Annotated in this window: 15 protein-coding genes and 2 tRNA genes; 7 read left to right on the forward strand and 10 right to left on the reverse strand. The window is 60.2% G+C overall.

Annotation, left to right across the window (positions count from 1 at the left end; all coding sequences use genetic code 11):
• Positions 1-174: 174 nt before the first annotated feature.
• The 9 genes from LRL22_RS16735 to LRL22_RS16775 all read right to left on the reverse strand — a co-directional run bounded on the left by LRL22_RS16735 (position 175) and on the right by LRL22_RS16775 (position 14,307).
• A complete protein-coding gene (locus tag LRL22_RS16735) occupies positions 175-2,040 on the reverse strand; it encodes a beta-N-acetylhexosaminidase (RefSeq protein ID WP_270905911.1) in 1,866 nt (621 codons plus the stop codon).
• Entirely contained in the window at positions 2,025-2,897 is an 873-nt protein-coding gene (locus tag LRL22_RS16740; RefSeq protein ID WP_270905912.1) for a BadF/BadG/BcrA/BcrD ATPase family protein, read from the reverse strand. Before LRL22_RS16740 ends, LRL22_RS16735 begins: the two co-directional genes overlap by 16 nt.
• On the reverse strand, positions 2,890-4,611 hold the full coding sequence (locus LRL22_RS16745) for a glycoside hydrolase family 9 protein (protein WP_270905929.1): 1,722 nt from the start codon (positions 4,609-4,611) through the stop codon (positions 2,890-2,892). Before LRL22_RS16745 ends, LRL22_RS16740 begins: the two co-directional genes overlap by 8 nt.
• A gap of 114 nt (positions 4,612-4,725) precedes the next feature.
• A complete protein-coding gene (locus LRL22_RS16750; protein WP_270905913.1) occupies positions 4,726-5,718 on the reverse strand; it encodes an ABC transporter ATP-binding protein in 993 nt (330 codons plus the stop codon).
• Positions 5,719-5,729: 11 nt separating this feature from the next.
• The gene (locus tag LRL22_RS16755; RefSeq protein ID WP_005362143.1) at positions 5,730-6,749 is read right to left on the reverse strand and encodes an ABC transporter ATP-binding protein; all 1,020 of its coding nucleotides are present in this window, start codon (positions 6,747-6,749) and stop codon (positions 5,730-5,732) included.
• Complete coding sequence (locus LRL22_RS16760) at positions 6,746-7,666, reverse strand: ABC transporter permease (RefSeq protein ID WP_005353820.1); 921 nt, start codon at positions 7,664-7,666, stop codon at positions 6,746-6,748. The genes LRL22_RS16755 and LRL22_RS16760 overlap by 4 nt, the downstream gene beginning before the upstream one ends.
• 1 nt (position 7,667) lies before the next feature.
• Entirely contained in the window at positions 7,668-8,651 is a 984-nt protein-coding gene (locus LRL22_RS16765; protein WP_270905914.1) for an ABC transporter permease, read from the reverse strand.
• A 117-nt stretch (positions 8,652-8,768) separates the two neighbouring features.
• A complete protein-coding gene (locus LRL22_RS16770; protein WP_110302548.1) occupies positions 8,769-10,454 on the reverse strand; it encodes an ABC transporter substrate-binding protein in 1,686 nt (561 codons plus the stop codon).
• A 415-nt stretch (positions 10,455-10,869) separates the two neighbouring features.
• A complete protein-coding gene (locus LRL22_RS16775) occupies positions 10,870-14,307 on the reverse strand; it encodes an ATP-binding protein (RefSeq protein WP_270905915.1) in 3,438 nt (1,145 codons plus the stop codon).
• Positions 14,308-14,556: 249 nt separating this feature from the next.
• On the opposite strand from LRL22_RS16775, the gene LRL22_RS16780 reads away from it, so the two are divergent.
• Positions 14,557-14,632, forward strand: a tRNA-Gly gene (locus LRL22_RS16780).
• Between the two features lie 57 nt (positions 14,633-14,689).
• Positions 14,690-14,763, forward strand: a tRNA-Cys gene (locus LRL22_RS16785).
• Between the two features lie 48 nt (positions 14,764-14,811).
• Here the strand turns inward: LRL22_RS16785 and LRL22_RS16790 are convergent.
• Positions 14,812-15,105, reverse strand: coding sequence for a hypothetical protein (locus tag LRL22_RS16790; RefSeq protein ID WP_005347702.1), 294 nt, complete (start codon positions 15,103-15,105; stop codon positions 14,812-14,814).
• A gap of 212 nt (positions 15,106-15,317) precedes the next feature.
• On the opposite strand from LRL22_RS16790, the gene LRL22_RS16795 reads away from it, so the two are divergent.
• The 5 genes from LRL22_RS16795 (at position 15,318) to LRL22_RS16815 (ending at position 18,324) form a co-directional block, all read left to right on the forward strand.
• A complete protein-coding gene (locus tag LRL22_RS16795; protein WP_005334863.1) occupies positions 15,318-15,518 on the forward strand; it encodes a YbfA family protein in 201 nt (66 codons plus the stop codon).
• 434 nt (positions 15,519-15,952) lie between these two features.
• The gene (locus LRL22_RS16800) at positions 15,953-16,216 is read left to right on the forward strand and encodes a BufA1 family periplasmic bufferin-type metallophore (protein WP_005334862.1); all 264 of its coding nucleotides are present in this window, start codon (positions 15,953-15,955) and stop codon (positions 16,214-16,216) included.
• A 74-nt stretch (positions 16,217-16,290) separates the two neighbouring features.
• Positions 16,291-17,139, forward strand: a complete 849-nt coding sequence (bufB, locus tag LRL22_RS16805) for an MNIO family bufferin maturase (protein WP_270905916.1) — start codon at positions 16,291-16,293, stop codon at positions 17,137-17,139.
• Positions 17,132-17,884, forward strand: a complete 753-nt coding sequence (locus LRL22_RS16810; RefSeq protein WP_270905917.1) for an HvfC/BufC N-terminal domain-containing protein — start codon at positions 17,132-17,134, stop codon at positions 17,882-17,884. The genes bufB and LRL22_RS16810 overlap by 8 nt, the downstream gene beginning before the upstream one ends.
• A complete protein-coding gene (locus LRL22_RS16815; RefSeq protein ID WP_158112124.1) occupies positions 17,881-18,324 on the forward strand; it encodes a DoxX family protein in 444 nt (147 codons plus the stop codon). The genes LRL22_RS16810 and LRL22_RS16815 overlap by 4 nt, the downstream gene beginning before the upstream one ends.
• Positions 18,325-18,335: the final 11 nt, after the last annotated feature.

The raw sequence follows: 18,335 nt of genomic DNA on the forward strand, positions 1-18,335 counted from the left end.
TTGTTATTGTGGCAGATCTGGAGGTGGCCGCAGGCTCGCGCCAGCAGGAGGCAGACCAGCTTCATTGGGGGCTGGATTTTGCCAATAATGGCGGATGAATGGTAGGGGGAAGTTGATGTTTTGTTGGTTAATCGTAAAAAAGGCGGCCAATTGGCCGCCAAAGTAGAGACAACATTACCTCTGTGGCATCCGGTAGCGCACCTGCAACTGATCGAGGATCTGCAGCTGACCCGGCAGGCGGGCGGCGAAGTGCTCCCAGCCCTTGTGGGCGGGATCGCTCCAGGCCACCTCGGCCGTGGCCAGCATACGCGGGAACAACATGTAGTCGAGACGATCACGGCTGGTGATCAATTCTGACCACAAGGGGCTCAGCACCCCGAGGATGTTATCGTTGGCATGGAAATCGGCTGGGGCAGGGTCACACGAGTAGATCTGCTCCAGATTGAGGGTCCCCGCCCAGTAGAGGCCGGGTTCATGAATATCGGCGCTCCAGGCGAGATCCAGATAGAGGAACTGGGCGGGCGCCATCACCACAGGATAACCGGCTGCGGCAGCATCCAACCCCGCCTGAAAGCTGGTCCAGGCACAGATGGCCGCTTTGCGGCTCACCTTGTCGCCATGCAGGATCTCCTCCCAGCCGATCATCTGTTTGCCTCTGGCGGCCAGATAGCGCTGGCAGTGGCGCAGCAGATGGCCCTGCAGCTCGCGGCAGTCGGCGTAGCCCTGATCGACCATCAGCTGCTGGCAGGCGGGGCTGTCGGTCCAGACCCCGGTCGGCACCTCGTCACCCCCCATGTGGATCTGCGGGCCGGGAAAGAGCTCGCATACCTCGTCCAGCACTGCCTCCAGAAAGCGGTAGGTGCCAGGCAGGGCGGGGTTGAGCACGTTGTCATCGAAATGCTGAACCGAGCGGTAGCGGGAGTGATCCGCCGTTTCGATCAGCAGCTCGGGCAGCGCCTTGATGGCGGCGTGGCAGTGGCCCGGGATGTCGATCTCGGGAATGACGGTGATGCCGAGCTCACCGGCATAGCTCACCAGCTCCTTCACCTCGCTCTGGGTGTAGTAACCGCCATAGGGTTCGGCGCCGCCGCTGAGCTGGGGGCCGATCGCCAGATCGTGGCCGCGCCAGGCACCCACGTCGGTCAGCTCCGGGAAGGCCTTGATCTCGAGTCGCCACCCCTCGTCATCGGTCAGATGCCAGTGGAAGCGGTTGAACTTGTAGAGGCTCATCAGCTTGAGCAGGCGCTTGATGGTGGCCGGGGTGTGGAAGTGGCGGGCGCAGTCGAGAAAAATGCCGCGAAAGCCAAAGCGCGGGGCATCCTCCAGCGTGACGCAGGGCAGGCTCTCGCCATGTTGCAAATACCACTGGGCCAGCGTGACCAGCCCATGACGCCAGCCCGGTTCGTCGGCGGCGGCAATCACTACCTCCTGCGGCGTGATGGTGAGTTGGTAGGCTTCGGGTGCCAGTTTGGCCTCGGTCAGCCGGATTTCTGCATCGTGATCCTGCTCCAGCGCCAGCGATGTGAGTTCGTTGAAGTGGGCCAGCAATTTCGGCACATCACGGGGAGCGCTGACATGAGCTCGCTCGGCCAACCGGAAGTTCCCCTCCAGCAGTACCAGATGGGCCGGTTGCGGCACGATTCCGGGCAGCGGCTCGACATCCGGCAGGTCGGGGCGGGTTACCGGCGGGTTCTCCAGTCCGAGATCCTGAGCGGCCAGCGTCACCGGCAGCAGCTGGGCACCCGTGGTGGCCTCCGGCAGGCTGAGAAAGAAGCCCTGCGGCATGTCGGAGAGCTTCTTGATGGGGGTCTGGCGGCAGCAAAAGCGCAGCTCGCAGCTGCCAGTTTTTGGGACAATCACCTTGTAGCTGCCGCTCTGGCGCTCCAGCTCGCCCCCTTGCAAGGAGTCGGGGTCGATATGGCGAGCCAGACAGAAGTGCAGCTTCCACTTGGTATCAGGCATGCGGGAGAGGGTGAAGGTGAACCAGACATCCTCGCCGTCACGCCGGGCTACCTGGGTGTGGATCAGGGGTGTAGACATGGAAAATCCTCTGATTGGGCAAACAGGATGGCGCCATCGAGCGCATCTGCCTGGGGGGGGATCAGGTTGAGCTGGCCGAGACGGGGAGCGAGGCGGGTGCCAATCCCCCCCAGCAGGGCGATCTGTCTGGCTCCGAGCTGGGTCATCCCCTCCAGCAGGATCCGCAGTTGTTCGCAAGTTTCGTCCAGCAGCTGATTGGCGAGCTCGTCACCATCGCTGGCGGCATCGAATACCCAGGGGGCAAAGTGGCCATAGTCCGCCGGAATGGCGCGGGTGGCCCAACGTACCACTTCGGCCTGATCCCGCTTGAAGCGGTCCATCAGGCGGATGGCGAGGGTGCTGGGGGGCAGAATGCCGTCGTGGCAGAGCAGGGATTGCTGGATGGCGCGCAGCCCCAGCCAGGCGCCGCTACCTATGTCTGAAATGGGGAAGCCGCGGCCGGAGCAGGTGCGGATCTGCCCCTCCTGATAGACCAGCCCCACCGAGCCGGTACCTGCGATCAGAATGGCCCCCTCACGGCCGCCAAAGGCGCCGAGGCAGGCACCGAAGGCATCGGAGGTGAGCCTGACGCTGGCAAAGGGGAAGGGCATCTCGAGCAGGGCGTGATAGCAGTCGGCCAGCTCGGCGGAGGCGAGCGCCAGCCCGACCCCCATCTGTTGTTCGCACTCGATAGCGATCCCGGCGGCAAGGCGGGCGCTGGCGATGGCGCCCAGCACATTGGCGTGGGCATGGGGGATGCCCAGCTCCAGATTGGAGCCGGCTGAACGCCCCTCTCCGAGCAGTTTGCCCGCCCGATCCCTAATGCGGGCGCGGGTGTGGGTGCCCCCGCCATCGACGCCTACCCAGAACTCAATCATGGCGACCTCCATTTCCCTGCGCACTCTGCCAGCTGATAGCCAAAGCAAACCAGGCAGCGTGGGGGATCCACTGCTCGCCCCAGCGCCAGTTCTGATCCAACCGATCCTTGTACTCCTCCGGAATAAAGGCCACGTTGTTTTCGTCATCAAACCCTGAGGTGATGCCGTTGCAGATCCCCCCCTGCGCGTTGGGATACCCGGCGGTATAGGCGGGGTTGTTGATGCCGTGGCCCGCCAGCATGCAGGCGTTGAAGGGGTTTTGCCCGAGGATCCAGTCGAGTTGGCGCTGACCGTAAGTGAGCAGCGGCTGGCTCTGGCGGGGGAAGTGACGGGCGCCAGCAAAGGCCATGGCCGCCAGAGAGGCGAGGCGGGCATTCTCTCCCTGCCACCAGTAACCGGATTCGTTGTTGTGGGGCATAAAGAAGCTGACGCGCGGCGCTTCATCCACCCCTTTCACATATTGGCGGGCGAGGGAGAAGGGGTTGCCCGCGCGGGCACAGAGCGCCAGCTCGGCGGCCAGCGCCTGCTCCACCACGGTTTGTACCCTGGCCTTGTATTCCTGATCCGGCTCTACGCCCAGATATTCCAGCAGCGCCAGTACCGGCAGACCCGCCTCAGCGGCGTGGTAGTAGGGGCGCGAGCCATCCTCGTTGGCCGACCAGTAGTGACCCAGCTCAGGATGGGAGCGCTGGCGGGCACAGAGCTTGCTGGCACGAGCTCTCGCCTCATTCAGCCACTCGGCGCCGAAGGTGCGGGTCAGCTCTACCGCCGCCAGCAGGGCGCAGTAGTCGTCGATGATGTTCTCGACCCCGTCATCGAGGTAGGCAAGGTTGTGTTCGCACAGATGCAGGTAGCCGCGTTTGGCTGCCTCGGCGTAGCGGCTGGCATCGAAGTCGCCACTGACGCTCTCGCGGGCGGCGCGGGCCAGCGCGGCGATGGCCATGCCGCCCCCTTGGCGAAAACCCGCCTGCCAGTTGGCGGACTTGAGCCCCTGCTGGGTGGCATAGGCGCACAGCTCGCGCTGGGCGGGATCCTTGCTCCACTTGTCGAACAGGGTCATGAAGAAGAAGCCCGACTCATCCTGCATCCGGCAGAGGAAATCGGCGCCGTGCAGCGCCTCGTCATTGAGCCGCTTGCAGAGGTTCACCCCGTCGATATCGCGGCGCGGGGCCAGCAGTTCCCGGCACTTGAGCAGGGCCCACACAACCATGGGGGTCTGCTGGGGGTTGAGGTAGTTGGCGTAGGAGAGGTGGCTCAGGTACTTGCTCATGTCGCCGCTGGCATCGAACCAGCCGCCGTGCACATCTTTGTGCTGGTCGGTGCCAAACAGGCGGGCGCTGCGGTCGGCCCGATCAAAGGTGCCGCTGGCGCGCTGCCCCTTGAAGTAGTGAATGACATCGGAGAGACAGCGGCTGGCCAGCAGATCCTGGCCGATGGCAAAACGGGTGGAGCGGACTATGCCTTGGGCAGTGATCGCCTCCAGCCGATAGTCGCCGGGCTCCTTGAAGGCGGAGAAGTCGGCGCGCCAGTAAGCGCGGCCCTGCCAGCCTGGGACGCTGCCAGCCGGTTGCAGCGGGGTTTCAAACAGGATCTGGCCATCATCAAGGCGTTGCAGCCCGACATAGCCGCTGAGATCAGGGGCGGGGGAGGTTTGCAACAGGGCGACCTTGTGTCCGTCGCACTCGTAGCCCACCTGATTGATCAAGAGTTCCATCAAGGTATTACTCCTGTGGTTCACCGCCGGGCGGTGAGGCACATCACGGGGCTGTGGCCGCCCCGTATCGAGGCATGGCCGGACTGTGCTGTCCGGCCGGTCTAAGGCTCACCCTCACTCGTAGAGGTAGCAGCGCACGAAGTGGTTGTCGGCAAGCTTGGTGATGGGGGGCAGCGCCTCCTTGCAGCGGGGCATCGTCTGATTGCAGCGCCCGGCAAAGGGGCAACCGCAGGATTCCGGCGTCCAGAGCGGGATCTCCCCCTTGCGGCCCCCTTCCAACTCGGCGTGGATACTCTTCTCCGGGTCTGGCACCGCCGAGATGAGCAGCTGGGTGTAGGGGTGCTGCGGGTGGTGCAGGATCTCGTCCACCTCACCCCACTCCACCATGTGCCCTACATACATGACAGCCAGATCTTCCGCCACATAGCGGGCGGTGGCGATGTCGTGGGTGATGTAGAGCATGGAGACGCCGAGCTCATTCTTCATCTGCTCCATCAGGTTGAGGATGCCGATGCGAATGGAGACGTCGAGCATGGAGGTGGGCTCGTCCGCCAGCACCACTTCCGCCTCCACCGCCAGATTGCGGGCGATGTTGACCCGCTGGCGCTGGCCGCCGGAGAGCTGGTGCGGATACTTGGCCGCCGTCGCCTTGGCGGGGGTCAGTCCGACCTTCTCCAGCAGGGCGTAGACCATGTCGGGCAGCTCTTTCTTGTCGATCACCTTGCTGTGCAGCAGCAGGGGGCGGGCGATGTGGTGATAGATGGTATGGGTCGGGTTGAGCGAACCGAACGGATCTTGCCACACCATCTGCACGCTCTGGCGATAGTCCAGCAGGGCGGTGCCCTTGTTGAACTCCTCCAGATCGTGGCCGCGATAGAGAATGCGCCCGGCACTGAGCTTGTACATCTTGGCGATGATCTTGGCGATGGTGCTCTTGCCGGAGCCCGACTCTCCGACCACCGCCAGGGCGCGGCCCCGGTGCAGGTTGAAGGTGATGTCGGAGAGGGCCCGCATCTTGCCACTCTTGATGGCATTGGAGTTGATGGGGAAGTCCTTGTAGAGGTGCTGGACTTCGATGATGGGTGCATCGGTTTTGGCGATTTGCATGACAGACATCCTTAACAGCCAGCGGCCTTGTCCAGATAGATCACGGAATCTTGTTGCAGTCCCTGCTCCTCATAGAGGTGGCAGGCGGTCTGTTGCCCGGGGCGGATCTCGGCCAATCTGGTGTACTCCTGACGGCAGCGATCGTGCACCTTGCCACAGCGTGCCTGAAAGCGGCAGCCGACCGGCACCTCCAGCAGGTTGAGCGGTGTGCCCGGGATCCCCTCCAGCACCTTCTTCGGCCCGTGCAGGGGCGGGAAGGAGTTGCCGAGCCCTCTGGTATAGGGGTGCAGCGGCGCGGTCAGGATCGCCTTGGAAGGAGCCACCTCCACCAGCTCACCGGCATACATGATGCCGATGCGATCGCAGAACTCCACCATCAGGGAGAGGTCGTGGGTGATGAACAGAATGGAGAAGTTGAACTTCTCTTTCAGGGCATAGACCTTCTGCAGGATCTCCCGCTGTACCACCACATCGAGCGCCGTGGTCGGCTCATCCATGATGAGCAGCTCGGGGTTGAGCGCCATGGCGATGGCAATCACCAGCCGCTGGCGCATGCCGCCGGAGAACTGGTGCGGGTAATCCTTGAGCCGGCTCGGGTGGATATCGACGATGGTGAGCAGCTCCTGGGCGCGCTTGATCGCCTCGTAACGGGTCATGCCGGGGTTGTGGGCCAGCAGCACGTCGCAGAACTGCTCCTCCATCCGCAACACAGGGTTCAGGGCGTTCATGGCGGACTGGAACACCACCGACACCTGTTGCCAGCGGTAGGAGCGCAGCCGCTCGTCACCGTAATGGAGGATGTTCTCCCCTTTGAACAGGATCTCGCCACCGCTGATGTAGGCGGGCGGCTTGTGCAGCCGGGCCACCGAGAAGGCGACGGTGGATTTGCCGCAGCCCGACTCACCGGCGAGACCGAAGATCTCGCCCTGTCTGATATCGAAGCTCACCGAGTTGACGGCGCGCACGTCGCCATTTTCGGTGATGTAGTCGACGCAAAGATTGCGTACTGACAGCAGGGGATGCTTGTTCATGCTGTCTTCTCCTGTGCGGCAGAGAGTGGTGTGGCGACCGGGGTGGCAAGTTTCTTCCAGCGGCTCAACCCTTTGTGGGAGCGCAGCTGCGGGTTGGCAATCTCGTCGATGGCGAAGTTGAGCAGGGCCAGACCGGCACCCAGGGTGGCGATGGCAAAGCAGGGCGCCAGGATCTCCCACCAGGCGCCGACCAGAATGGCGCTGGAGGTCTGGGCGTTGTAGAGCATGATGCCCCAGCTCACCACGGTCGGGTCGCCGAGCCCCAGGAACTCCAGGGTCGCTTCGGTGACGATGGCGTAGATGATGGAGCCGATAAAGCTCACCCCGATGATGGAGATGAGGTTGGGCAGGATCTCCACCAGAATGATGCGCCAGGCCGGCTCACCCAGCACTTCGGCGGCGATGACGAACTCCTTCTCGCGCAGCGCCAGAGTCTGGGCGCGGATGACCCGCGCGCCATAGGCCCACGAGGTCAACCCTATTATCACGGCAATCACCGCCGGTGACGCCTCCCCGATAAAGCTCGCCAGCACCAGTAGCAAGGGGAGGTTGGGGATCACCAGCACCACGTTCATCAGGAAGGTGAGGCACTCATCCACCAGACCCCCGAAGTAACCGGCGGTGATGCCGATGGCGACGGCGAGGGTGCAGACCAGCAGGCCTGCGCTGAAGCCCACCAGCAGCGAGATACGGGCGCCGTTGGTGAACTGGGCCCAGATGTCGTGGCCCATGCGGGTGGAACCCATCACGAACTCGGCACTGGGCGGCTGGTGCGGGCGAGCCACCCGCTTGGTCGGCTCGTTGCTGGCCAGAATGGGGGCAAAGAGGGCCATCAGCACGAAGGCAACCACGATGGCAAGGCCACAGGCAGCCTTCTTGTTGCCCAGCAGGATTTTTAGAATGGTCGGCATACGCATCTTATTTGCCTCCTGTACGCAGACGGGGATCCAGGAAGACGTAGAGCACGTCGGCCAGGAAGTTGAAGCTGAGCATGGTGATGGTCATGATGAGCAACTGCCCCTGAATGAGCGGGTAGTCGCGGGCCAGAATGCCCTGATAGAGGGTCAGGCCCAGGCCGGGATAGTTGAAGATCACCTCGGTGATGAGGGAGCCACCGATAACGAAGCCGAGCGCCATGGAGAGGGCGGTGACGCTGGGCAGAATGGCGTTGCGGGCGCCGTAGTTGAAGATCACCCGGTTGTTGGAGAGTCCCTTGGCCTTGGCCATGGTGATGTAATCCTCGCCCAGCAGGTTGATCATGTTGTTGCGCATGGTGATAAGAAAGCCCCCCACCTGTACCACGGCCAGGGTCAGCACCGGCATGATGGCGTGGGTCATGATGCTCTTGATGTGCTCCCAGCCCCAGTCAGCCTTGATCTCCGGGCTGTAGGCGTAGCCGATGGGCAGCCACTCGAGGCTGACCCCGAACAGGAACAGGGCGAGCAGGGAGACCACCACAGGCGGAATGGCCTGCATCACCAGGGTGAGCGGGGAGAGAATGCTGTCCATCCGGCCACCGCGATACCAGGCGGCGAAGATGCCGACGATGGAACCTAGGGAGAAGCTCAAGATGGTGGAGGTGCCGACCAGAAACAGGGTCCAGCCGATGGCACGGCCCAGCACGTCAGAGACCTGCTGCGGGTAGAAGCGCACCGAGGTGCCGAGATCCCAGGTAAAGACACTCTTCACATAGGTGAGAAACTGGGTGCCGATGGGGCCGTCGACGAAGCCGAAGGTGGCTTTGAGGGCTTCCAGGGCGGCGGGTTCCATCATGGCGCCAGCGCGGGCAAACATCACGGAGACAGGATCCCCTGGCATGGCTCGGGGTAACAGGAAGTTGATGGTGGCGGCTACCAGAAAGGCAACCAGATAGAAGGAAAAGCGTCTCAGTATGAATCCCATGATAGTACCTTTTACTGCAAGTCTGCCCCGCGTCGGGTATAGCTCCCCAACCCTGGCGGTGCCGGGCAAGAAGGGGATTAACGGGGAAGATGGCCCCCCGCAGGGGGCCGGGATTGTTTAGCTGTTTGGCTTGAGGGACAACACGTGCAGCAGACGCTCAGGGGTGTCCGGGTGGAGCTGAGGTTTGGCTACCGGGTTATCAGCGCTGAACCAGCCGTTGAAGCGCTTGGTGCTGTACTCATACCAGGTCGGGTTGTTGAAGACCGGAATGATGGTCTGGTTGGCACCAACACGATCCTGGATGGCGAACATGATCTCCTTCTGCTTGGCCGCATCGGCGGTCTGGGTGAAGTCATCGATCAGCTTGTCGAGCTCGGGGTCCTTGTAACGGGGCGCGGCGAAGCGGTTGCCACGGTCACCCATGTTGCGGGAGTGGAACGCGGTCTCGAAGTACTTGTGCGGGTTGGCACCGGCAAAGTAACCCTGCAGGGCGACGTCGAAGTCACCGGTGATCAGGTTCTCGGTCCAGACGGTCGCTTCCGGGGTGGCGGTCTTGGCGTTCAGACCCAGTGCCTGCAGCCCTTCTACACCGATCTGTACTGTGTTGACCCAATCGGTCCAGCCGTTCGGTACCAGTACCTTGAACTCGATCTTTTTGCAGCTTGGGGTGTCGAGGAACTTGTCGCCGTCACAATCCTTATAGCCAGCCTCTTTCAGCAGTGCCTTGGCCCCTTCCAGATCGAACTTGTTGTACTTGCCGTACTTCTTGTCCACTTCCGGGTTGTTCCAGGAGTCAAAGGCTTTGCCCAGACCTGACGGGTACTCGTTGACGGTGGGGTAACCGTAGCCCGCGATATCCACCATGGACTGGCGGTCCATCGCCATGGAGAAGGCGCGGCGGAAGTTGATGTCGTTGAAGGCTTCGTGGTTGCCCGGGTTCTTGGTCTGGAAGTTGACGTTGAACGCCACGGTACCGGAGGCCGGGAACCAGTATTTGTTGTTCTTCGGATCGTTGCCGACGTAGAGACGCTCGATATCCGGCACGAAGGAGCCGAACCAGTCGATGTCACCCTTCATGACAGCAGCCAGCACCTGATCGTTGGTGGCCATCTGTGGCATGCGGATACAGTCGATGGCGAGGTTGGCGTTATCCCAGTAGTGCGGGTTGCGGCACTGGGTATAGAGCTGGGCGGAGAAGTTGTCCACTTCGGTGAAGGGGCCAGTACCAACCGGCTTGTCGTTGGTGAAGGCAACCGGATCTTTCACCGATTTCCACTGATGCTCCGGCACTATGGGTACCAGCACCAGATCGTTCACCACGTTGGTGTTGACCTCGGTCAGGTCGAATTTGACCTTGTTGGGGGCCAGCTTCTCGACGCTTTTGATCTGGGTCCAGATTGAGCGCTCATCCAGCGCCTTGTTGGCCTTGACCAGATTGAAGGAGAAGATGATGTCATCGGCATCAAAGGCTTCGCCGTCAGACCACTTCACGCCGTCACGCAGATCGAAGGTGACGGATTTCAGGTCATCGCTGAACGCATAGTTGGTGGCCAGACGATAGACGGGTTTGCCCCCTTGCATATCGTTGAAGATCACCAGCGGTTCATAGATGAAGTGACGGGTGGTGTGCAGCAAGCCCGCTTGCAGGAAGGGGTTGAAGTTCTTGACCCAGGCGGTTTCCTGCTGTGCGACCATGGTCAGCACGGTTTTATTTTCTGCGGCCATGGCGTTACCGGCGGCACCGGCAAGCATCATGGTTCCCAGCATTACAGCGGTAGAGATTTTGGATACTTTGGCAAGCATATGTTTTCCTTTCTTATTTTTTGGCATTCCCGAGGGTTCGCCTTGTTTTGTGTGAGCACCGGTTTCGCATGCTGATGAAATCGGCCCTCTGTGTTGGTCAGGTGTCTAACCTTTGTCGTTCTGTTTTCCAACGCCCTAAGCAAACCAGAATTAACAGGAAAACAACAACTATTGATTTCGTTGTTTTCGTAAAAATTGACGGTGTTACGTCAATCTCGTCAAAATGTTTTTTTATCTGTTTAGAATCATTTGTTTGCGTTATTTACTCTCGCGTAGAAAGTGGCTGTGAAAATGGCGTATATGACAAATTTGTGAATTGGATCTGCTCTCGGTTTCGGGGTCGGGCGGAGCTTTGTTTTGCATAAAAAGAAACCAGATTGCCAATTGTGATCCGGCGCCCGTTTAGGGCACCGTGTCACGGTTTGCGGTTGGCGAGTTGACGCAGGGTCTGGGCGCTGTGCTGCAACTGCTGGCGCTGGTGGTCATTGAGCGGGCAGTGGCCCAGCACATACTCGGTGGTGGCCACGACCGTCTTCCAGCGTGGCGACTTGGGGAGGGTGTCCAGACTCAGGTATTTGTCGAGGGTGCGGGTCTGCGGGCTGGATCTGTCCATATAGACCCGCCACAGCTTGCTCTTCTCCGCCAGCACGATTTTGCCCTTGCCGGTCCCCTGCTGCCAGGCATCCAGGGTGAGCTGCATGGTCTCTACCAGCGCACGGCGCAGCGGCTCGTCATCCTGCTGGCGAATGAGGTCGTCGGCCAGCGAACGGAACTCGCCACCCAGGCGGCTCAGCTCACCCAGCAGCTGTTCATCTTCGATGATAGCTTGCCGCGAGAGGTTCTTGAGGGCGTTCTCCAGCGCCATTACCCGGTTCTCATCCTGACGCAGCTCGGTACTCAGAGTGAGGGCGAAAGCGGCCTGTCCTCCGAGCGCGATGGGCAGGGCACGGGCGTTGAGCACATCTTTTTGCCCGGCCACCAGAAACTCCAGATTGTGTTCCCGCTCGCTGGCGAGGTCGGGCCACTGCTGTTGCAGCGGGGTGGCGAGCCACTCATTGAGGGGCTGCCCCTCCATGGCTTCCGGCTCCTGCCCCAGCAGGCGTGCCATCACCCGGGAGGCAAACAGCACTGTGCCCTGCTCGTCGATAAAGATCATGGGGTCGGCCCCTTCGCCGAGCAGGGTCAGCAGGCGCTGCTGATCCTGATGCAGTCGATCCTGCAGGGTGAGGCGATGTTCGATCTCCTGCTTCAATAGCCGGTTCTCTACCAGCGAGGCGCGTCCGGCCTTGGCCTCCAGCAGTGCCTTGACCCGGGCAAACAGCTCTTCTTTGCAGAAGGGTTTGACCAGATAGTCGTTGGCTCCGGCCCCGAAGCCCTCCTCGATATCCTTGGGCTGGTTGAGGGCGGTGAGCAGCAGCACCGGCAGCATATCTTTCGGGTGCTGCTGGCGCAGGCGACGGCAGACGTCAAAACCGGAGAGGGTGGGCATCATCACATCGAGCAGGATGAGGTCCACCGGCTCCTCGGCCAGCTTGGCCAGCGCATCGTGGCCATCGCTGCTGGGCAGAATGCGGTAGCCGCAGGGCTGCAGCAGATGGCGCAGGATGTGCAGGTTGATGGGCTCGTCATCCACCACCAGAATGAGCGGCGCATCCTCGGGGGGAGGGGGCAGATCGTCGCTCTCCCAGTCAGGCAGGATCAGCGGTTGCTGGCGCACCAGCTGATGCTCGATCTGGCGGCTGTCGAGAGTCAGATTGGCCGCTTTGCCGGTGGCAAGGGGCAGGGTAAAGGCGAAGGTAGAGCCAACGCTCGGCTCGCTCTCGACAAACAGCTCGCCCCCCATCAGGTGCACCAGCTGGCGGGTGATGGAGAGGCCAAGGCCGGCTCCCTGCTTGCTTACCTCCGGGCTCATCTGTACCAGCGGCTCGAAGATATGTTCCAGATGGTCGGGGGCGATGCCGATGCCGGTGTCGGTGACCTTGATGCGCAGGAAGTTGTTCTCGACGATGGCACTGAGCACCACCTTGCCCTGCGGCGTGTACTTGATGGCGTTACCCACCAGGTTGTAGAGCACCTGTTCGAGCCGCTGCTCGTCGGCCAGCACCGGCGGCAGTTCGGCCGGGCTGATATCCACCAGAGTGAGGGGTTTGGCCTGCACCAGATGCTGGCAGAGATCCAGCACCAGCCGGATAACCCCCTTGGATGAGACGGGCTGGGAGTGGATCTCCAGCTGGCCGTAGCGCATCTGGTGGTAGTCCAGCAGATCGTCCACCAGACGGGCCAGGCCGTCGGCGCTCTTGATGATGAGGCCGAGCTGCTTTTGCTGCCCTTCGGTCAAATCCTGCTGACTGGCGAGCATGGACTCGGCCATCCCCTTGATGCCGTGAATGGGGGTGCGCAGCTCGTGGGAGGTGTTGGCCAGCAGTTCATCCTTGAGCTTGTCCGCCTGCTGCAGGCTGAGGTTCTGCTTGTGGGTCAGCTTGACCTGCTGTTGCAGCTCCTGGGTCTGCTGTTCGATCAGTTCGATCTTGTCTTTCACCGAGCGCTGCATATGGCGAAACGCCTCGGCCAGCCGGTCGATATCATCGCCGGTGCGCTCGATGGCGATGGGGTGATCCAGCGCACCGTCGGCAACCTGCTCGGCCGCTTCGGTCAGGGAGCGCAGCGGCGCCGTGATGGAGTGGGAGAGCCAGCGGGAGAAAAGGATCAGAAGCAGCACCGAGCCCGCGCCCAGCACAATCACCAGGGTTTCTAGCTGGCGGATCGGGGCATAGGCTTCCCGGGTGGAGATCTCGGCAATAAACGCCCACTCGGTGTCGAATACCTTCACCTGGGTGTAGGCGGCCAGCACCTCGTCATCCTGATAGGAGCGGAACAGCCCGACCCCCTGCTCGCCGGAGAGCGTCTTGGTGATGAGGGGCGTTTGCAGCGGCCGGAAATTGGGGCTGAAGCTGTTCTCGACGCTGAACTCCGGTGCCAGCCAGGCATCGGCGCGCATCCGCTTGTCGGGGCCGATCAGGATGGTTTCGCCGGTCTCGCCCAGCCCCTCCCGCTCCGCCATGATCTGGTTGAGCTTGTCCGGCAGCAGCTCGAAAATCACCACCCCGCGCACATAGTCGTACTGCATCACGGGGGCCGCCATGTAGGCGACTACCTGCCCGGTCAGCTCGTTGCGGCCAAAATCGGTGAATTCGAAGATCTGCTGCGGTTTCTGGCCACCATCGAGGCGGCGTTTGATCTTGGCGAAGGTCTGGCCCAAGCCACTGCCCTGATAGGGGCCGGAGAGCAGATTGGTGGCAAAGTTAGGGTGCTTGGTGACCGAATAGACCACATCACCGTTGAGGTCCACCAGAAAGATGTCGCTGTAGTTGGACTTGCGCACCATGTCGGCATAGCCGCGATGAAAGCGCTGGTGCACCCGGCCATACATCTCGTCGGCGAGGATAAGCGCCGTGATGGAGGGTTCGATCTCCACCTGACTGTCCGGTTTGCGCAGTTGATCCCAGGAGCCGGGCAGATAGCGGGCCTGAGCACGGCTGCGGGCCTCCTGCGGTGTGGTGCCCAACTTCTCGAAGGCGCCGGTAAAGCCATAGAAACGGCCGATACTGTTGCCGGCAAAATCCTGCTGGGAGAAGTTGATGATCTGCTCTTTGAGGTTGTTGAAGTAATCCTCGAGCTGACTCTTCTTGATATTACGGACGGAGACCAGATGGTTGGAGGTCTGGGTGGTGAGATCCTTGCCGTGGCTGTATAGGAAGAAGAGGGTGATGACCAAAAAGGGCACCATGCCCAACATGAAAAAAGCCAGCATTAACTGCGGCCTGAGCCCACGAAGCGTGAAGATCCATTTCATCTTGTGATTTTCAATTGAGAATCCGGTTATTAAGCCGCTCAAGTCTCGAACGAAAGCGTAATCATTTCAACGACTTTATCCCAAATTCGCTTGGTGGGTCACAGCTGGCTGGAGAAAAATGCAGCAAGGCGTTTAAACCCTGAGCAAACAGTCTGCATCAGGGTTAAAATTGCGAAAAAGGGGTTGTGCTGGCGCTCGTGGTACGTATAATGCGCCTCGTTGTCAGGCAACTGGCACGAAAGCAGTAACGCGGGAATAGCTCAGTTGGTAGAGCACGACCTTGCCAAGGTCGGGGTCGCGAGTTCGAGTCTCGTTTCCCGCTCCAATTTTCCATCGCACCAACGATGGAACTCACTTTCAAGGCAATCAGTCTTGTCAGCATGGCGCGTTAGCAAAGCGGTTATGCAGCGGATTGCAAATCCGTTTAGTCCGGTTCGACTCCGGAACGTGCCTCCATCTTTTCTCTGTTTATCTCAATCATCACTCTTCGAGTCTGAGCCTTGGTCAGTATCCTTGCTGTACCAGTAACTGTTCGCAGCCAGCCTGTTTCCACTCGCGCTCGAGATAGTGGCTCACATCCGCCATGTTTTGCCCCCGATATTGAAACTGCACCTCGGCACTGTGCTGGTTGAGATCCGCAATCCGTTGCTTCAGTGTGCCGCATTGCCACAGGCTGACGGTGGGTACGCCCCGTTCGGCCAGCACGATGGCATCTTCCCGATTCAGTTGCCACTCCTCCAGTTGTGCCCGTGTCAGGGCAACCATCAGCACCAGCAGTGCCACTTCCGGCAGTTTCATGCGTGTCTCCCTACTGCATGTTTTTCCCCTGATAACTGTGGCAAAGCGCACGATTTTCGCAAGTTTGTTAACTGTTGGTTAATGACGTAACCCGTTTTCAGTATTTCCCGTTTTTCACCATTTTTTTATAAAAAAATGCGTTGGTGATGTAGTAATCCTACATGGAGTGGGGTAATCTTTGCTCAGTGGTCTTACCAGTAAGGAGTTACATCATGTTTCATCCCTTTTCTCTGACTCAGATTATTCTTCGTCGCATTTATGTATTGCTGGTGGGCATTCTGGCTTTCCCCGTGATGCTGTTTCGCAGCGATCGTGCCCGCTTCTACAGCTATCTGCACCGGATCTGGAATAAAACCAGCACCAAACCGGTGTGGCTCAAAATGAGCGAGCGTGGCGAGCGGATCTTCTACTAAACCCCATTCGCACCATGTGCAAAAAGAGACAGCCAAAGCTGTCTCTTTTTCTATCTGCTTGCCGCAACTCCTGGCTCCCAACACCACTCCGATTGTTTATTTATTGTTTCTTTAAAGTTGCATCCAGCCCTGCCTGTTGGCGGGGCTTTTTTATGTCTGACACATCTCTTTTGATGGAAGCAGTGAAGAAGATTAACGGGATGAAAGCACCATATGGCACTTTACTCGTTCATTAATGGGTGGTCGTCGAGAAATTTCTAATGATGAAATAGCTGTTTAAAATCAATTAATTGAGTGTCTGCCTTTGGGTTTTTTAACTCTTTTTGTGTTTTTTTTGAAAGGGAATATCCCGTTTGCCGGTTCTATTGCAGGTACCCGGTTGCGACAAATCGGGGATATCAGCAACATCCAACGACATCAAAAGGAACATGAACATGAATGTTAAAAAAAGCACTGCTATCGCCTCCGCCATGACCGGTCTGCTGGCGCTGGGCGCCCAATTTATCGCGGCACCAGCCATGGCTGCCGATGAAAAGGAGAAGTGCTACGGCGTGGTCAAGGCCAGCAAAAATGACTGTGCGACCAAGAGCAGCTCCTGCGCCGGTACTGCCAAGGAAGATGCTCAGGGTGATGCCTTTGTGGTGATGCCCAAAGGGCTGTGCGAGAAGCTGGTCGGCGGTTCGCTGCAACCCAAGTAAGAGACATCGGGCAGGGGGGATGGCCAACGGGTCGCCCCCTGCATCTTCTCTGATTGGCGAAAGCGAGTCTTGCGATGAACCCTTTGATTGGTATCGGATTACGCAATCCCCATTACGACGAGATCCGGCAAACCCTGCCGGCAGTTGGTTGGCTGGAGGTGCATAGTGAAAATTACTTCGAACGGCACAGTCACGGTTTTCAGGTGCTCGCCGAACTGGCGCAGCACTACCCCGTCAGTCTTCACGGCGTTGGTATGTCCCTCGGTTCTGCCGACCCGCTCGATCCGCACCATCTGCAGCAGTTGTCGACACTGGCCGCGGCGATAAAACCGGTACGGATCTCCGAACATCTCAGCTGGGGCAGCATTGGCGGGCGTTACTTCAACGATCTGCTGCCGGTGCCCTATACCCGAGCCTCCCTGCGCAACATGAGCGACAAGATCCAGCAGGTACAACAGACCCTGGGTTGCCGCATGTTGATTGAAAATCCATCCTCTTATCTGCAACTGGCCGGAGAGATGAGCGAGTGGGAATTTCTGGCCGAGCTGCAGCAGCGCAGCGAGTGCGGCATCCTGCTCGACCTCAACAATCTCTATGTCAGTGCCTTCAATCACGGTTTCTCTTGCGATGAGTATCTGGCGGCGATCGATCTCGCCACCGTCGGGGAGATCCATCTGGCCGGTTATACCGAGAAGCAGCTGCCGGAAGGCTCCCTCTATATCGATACCCACAGCGCCCCTGTGGTGGCGCCGGTCTGGGAACTCTATCGCCAGATCTGCCGCAAGCAGGCCATTCCCACCCTGATTGAGTGGGACCTCGAGATCCCGCCGCTGCCGGTCTTGCAGGCAGAGGCGGCGCAGGCCAGTGCCATTCTGGATGAGGCGCGCGCCATGAGTGCGCCACGGGAGGTAGCCCATGGCTGAACTGGCACAACTGCAACAGCACTTTGCCGATGGTCTGCTGGGGGTGCCTGACGCCATTTCCCCTCACATCAGCTCCCGGCTCTTTTCTGCCGAGTCTGTGCTGCAGGTCTATCGCAACCACTTCATCCTGAGCCTTGGCGAGGTGCTGGCGAGCAGTTATCCCGCCGTCAAGGCTATGGTCGGGGATGACTTTTTTGCAGCGGCGGCCCGTGGCTTCGTATTGGCCGAGCCGCTCAGGGAAGGGAGCGTCATGCATTATGGCGCCGGATTTGGCCAATGGTTGGCCCGCTTGCCGACTACAACCGGGCTGCCCTGGCTGGAGGCGCTGGCTCAGTTCGAATGGCAGCTTGAGCGTGCCAGTCTGCTGCCGCTGGAATCACGCTGCTGGCCAGCCGAGCGTCTGGCCGCATTATCGCCGCAACAATGGGAGCGGCTGCGGCTGTTGCCAGCCACGGATCTGCTGCTGGTTGCCAGCGATTATCCGGTGCTGGCCCTGTGGCAGATGGCGCTGCACTGTGGTGAAGCGGTGGAGGTGCTTGATGTCCCCGTCTGGTTGGCACTGAAGAAACAGCCGGATTGCCGGGTTGCCCCCTTGCCCCTGACGGCGGGTGAGTGGGCGCTGCTACAGGATTGTCTCGCTGGTACGGCGCTGGTCGATCTGCTTGCGGCCGACCCTGCGGCCAGTGAACATCTCACTCGCCTGATAACCCTTGGTCTGCTGGTGGATATGGAGGTAATGCCATGATGGCAAACAAATGGCTGGCGCTGGCCAGCTCGAGTGGTGATTTGCCGCGCTGGAGCAGTGCTGGTGTGCTGTTGTTGGCGCGGCTTTGGGTCGCCTCGGTTTTTATCACTTCAGGCTGGCTCAAGCTGACGGCGTGGGATTCCACCCTCTATCTGTTTGAATCCGAGTATCAGGTGCCCCTGCTGCCCTGGTTGTGGGCTGCTTATCTGGGTACGGCGACCGAGCTGCTGTTGCCGCTCTTCCTGCTGGCGGGGCTTTTTACTCGCCCGGCCGCCTTGCTGCTGTTTGGCTTCAATATCATGGCGGTGATCTCCTACCCGACCCTCTGGGCGGGTGGCTTTTACGATCACCAGCTGTGGGGCTGGATGCTGCTGATCCTTATCATCTGGGGCGGCGGTGTGCTGAGCCTGGATCACTGGCTGACACGTCGCAGCCATTGATTTATCAGTGA

The sequence above is a fragment of the Aeromonas sp. PI_26 genome, assembly GCF_027854445.1.
Taxonomy (GTDB): domain Bacteria; phylum Pseudomonadota; class Gammaproteobacteria; order Enterobacterales; family Aeromonadaceae; genus Aeromonas; species Aeromonas veronii.

Coding starts and splice junctions, on each gene's coding strand:
- LRL22_RS16735 (WP_270905911.1), bottom strand. CDS start 2,040: ATGTCTACACCCCTGATCCACACCCAGGTAGCCCGGCGTGACGGCGAG.
- LRL22_RS16740 (WP_270905912.1), bottom strand. CDS start 2,897: ATGATTGAGTTCTGGGTAGGCGTCGATGGCGGGGGCACCCACACCCGC.
- LRL22_RS16745 (WP_270905929.1), bottom strand. CDS start 4,611: ATGGAACTCTTGATCAATCAGGTGGGCTACGAGTGCGACGGACACAAG.
- LRL22_RS16750 (WP_270905913.1), bottom strand. CDS start 5,718: ATGCAAATCGCCAAAACCGATGCACCCATCATCGAAGTCCAGCACCTC.
- LRL22_RS16755 (WP_005362143.1), bottom strand. CDS start 6,749: ATGAACAAGCATCCCCTGCTGTCAGTACGCAATCTTTGCGTCGACTAC.
- LRL22_RS16760 (WP_005353820.1), bottom strand. CDS start 7,666: ATGCGTATGCCGACCATTCTAAAAATCCTGCTGGGCAACAAGAAGGCT.
- LRL22_RS16765 (WP_270905914.1), bottom strand. CDS start 8,651: ATGGGATTCATACTGAGACGCTTTTCCTTCTATCTGGTTGCCTTTCTG.
- LRL22_RS16770 (WP_110302548.1), bottom strand. CDS start 10,454: ATGCTTGCCAAAGTATCCAAAATCTCTACCGCTGTAATGCTGGGAACC.
- LRL22_RS16775 (WP_270905915.1), bottom strand. CDS start 14,307: ATGAAATGGATCTTCACGCTTCGTGGGCTCAGGCCGCAGTTAATGCTG.
- LRL22_RS16790 (WP_005347702.1), bottom strand. CDS start 15,105: ATGAAACTGCCGGAAGTGGCACTGCTGGTGCTGATGGTTGCCCTGACA.
- LRL22_RS16795 (WP_005334863.1), top strand. CDS start 15,318: ATGTTTCATCCCTTTTCTCTGACTCAGATTATTCTTCGTCGCATTTAT.
- LRL22_RS16800 (WP_005334862.1), top strand. CDS start 15,953: ATGAATGTTAAAAAAAGCACTGCTATCGCCTCCGCCATGACCGGTCTG.
- bufB (WP_270905916.1), top strand. CDS start 16,291: ATGAACCCTTTGATTGGTATCGGATTACGCAATCCCCATTACGACGAG.
- LRL22_RS16810 (WP_270905917.1), top strand. CDS start 17,132: ATGGCTGAACTGGCACAACTGCAACAGCACTTTGCCGATGGTCTGCTG.
- LRL22_RS16815 (WP_158112124.1), top strand. CDS start 17,881: ATGATGGCAAACAAATGGCTGGCGCTGGCCAGCTCGAGTGGTGATTTG.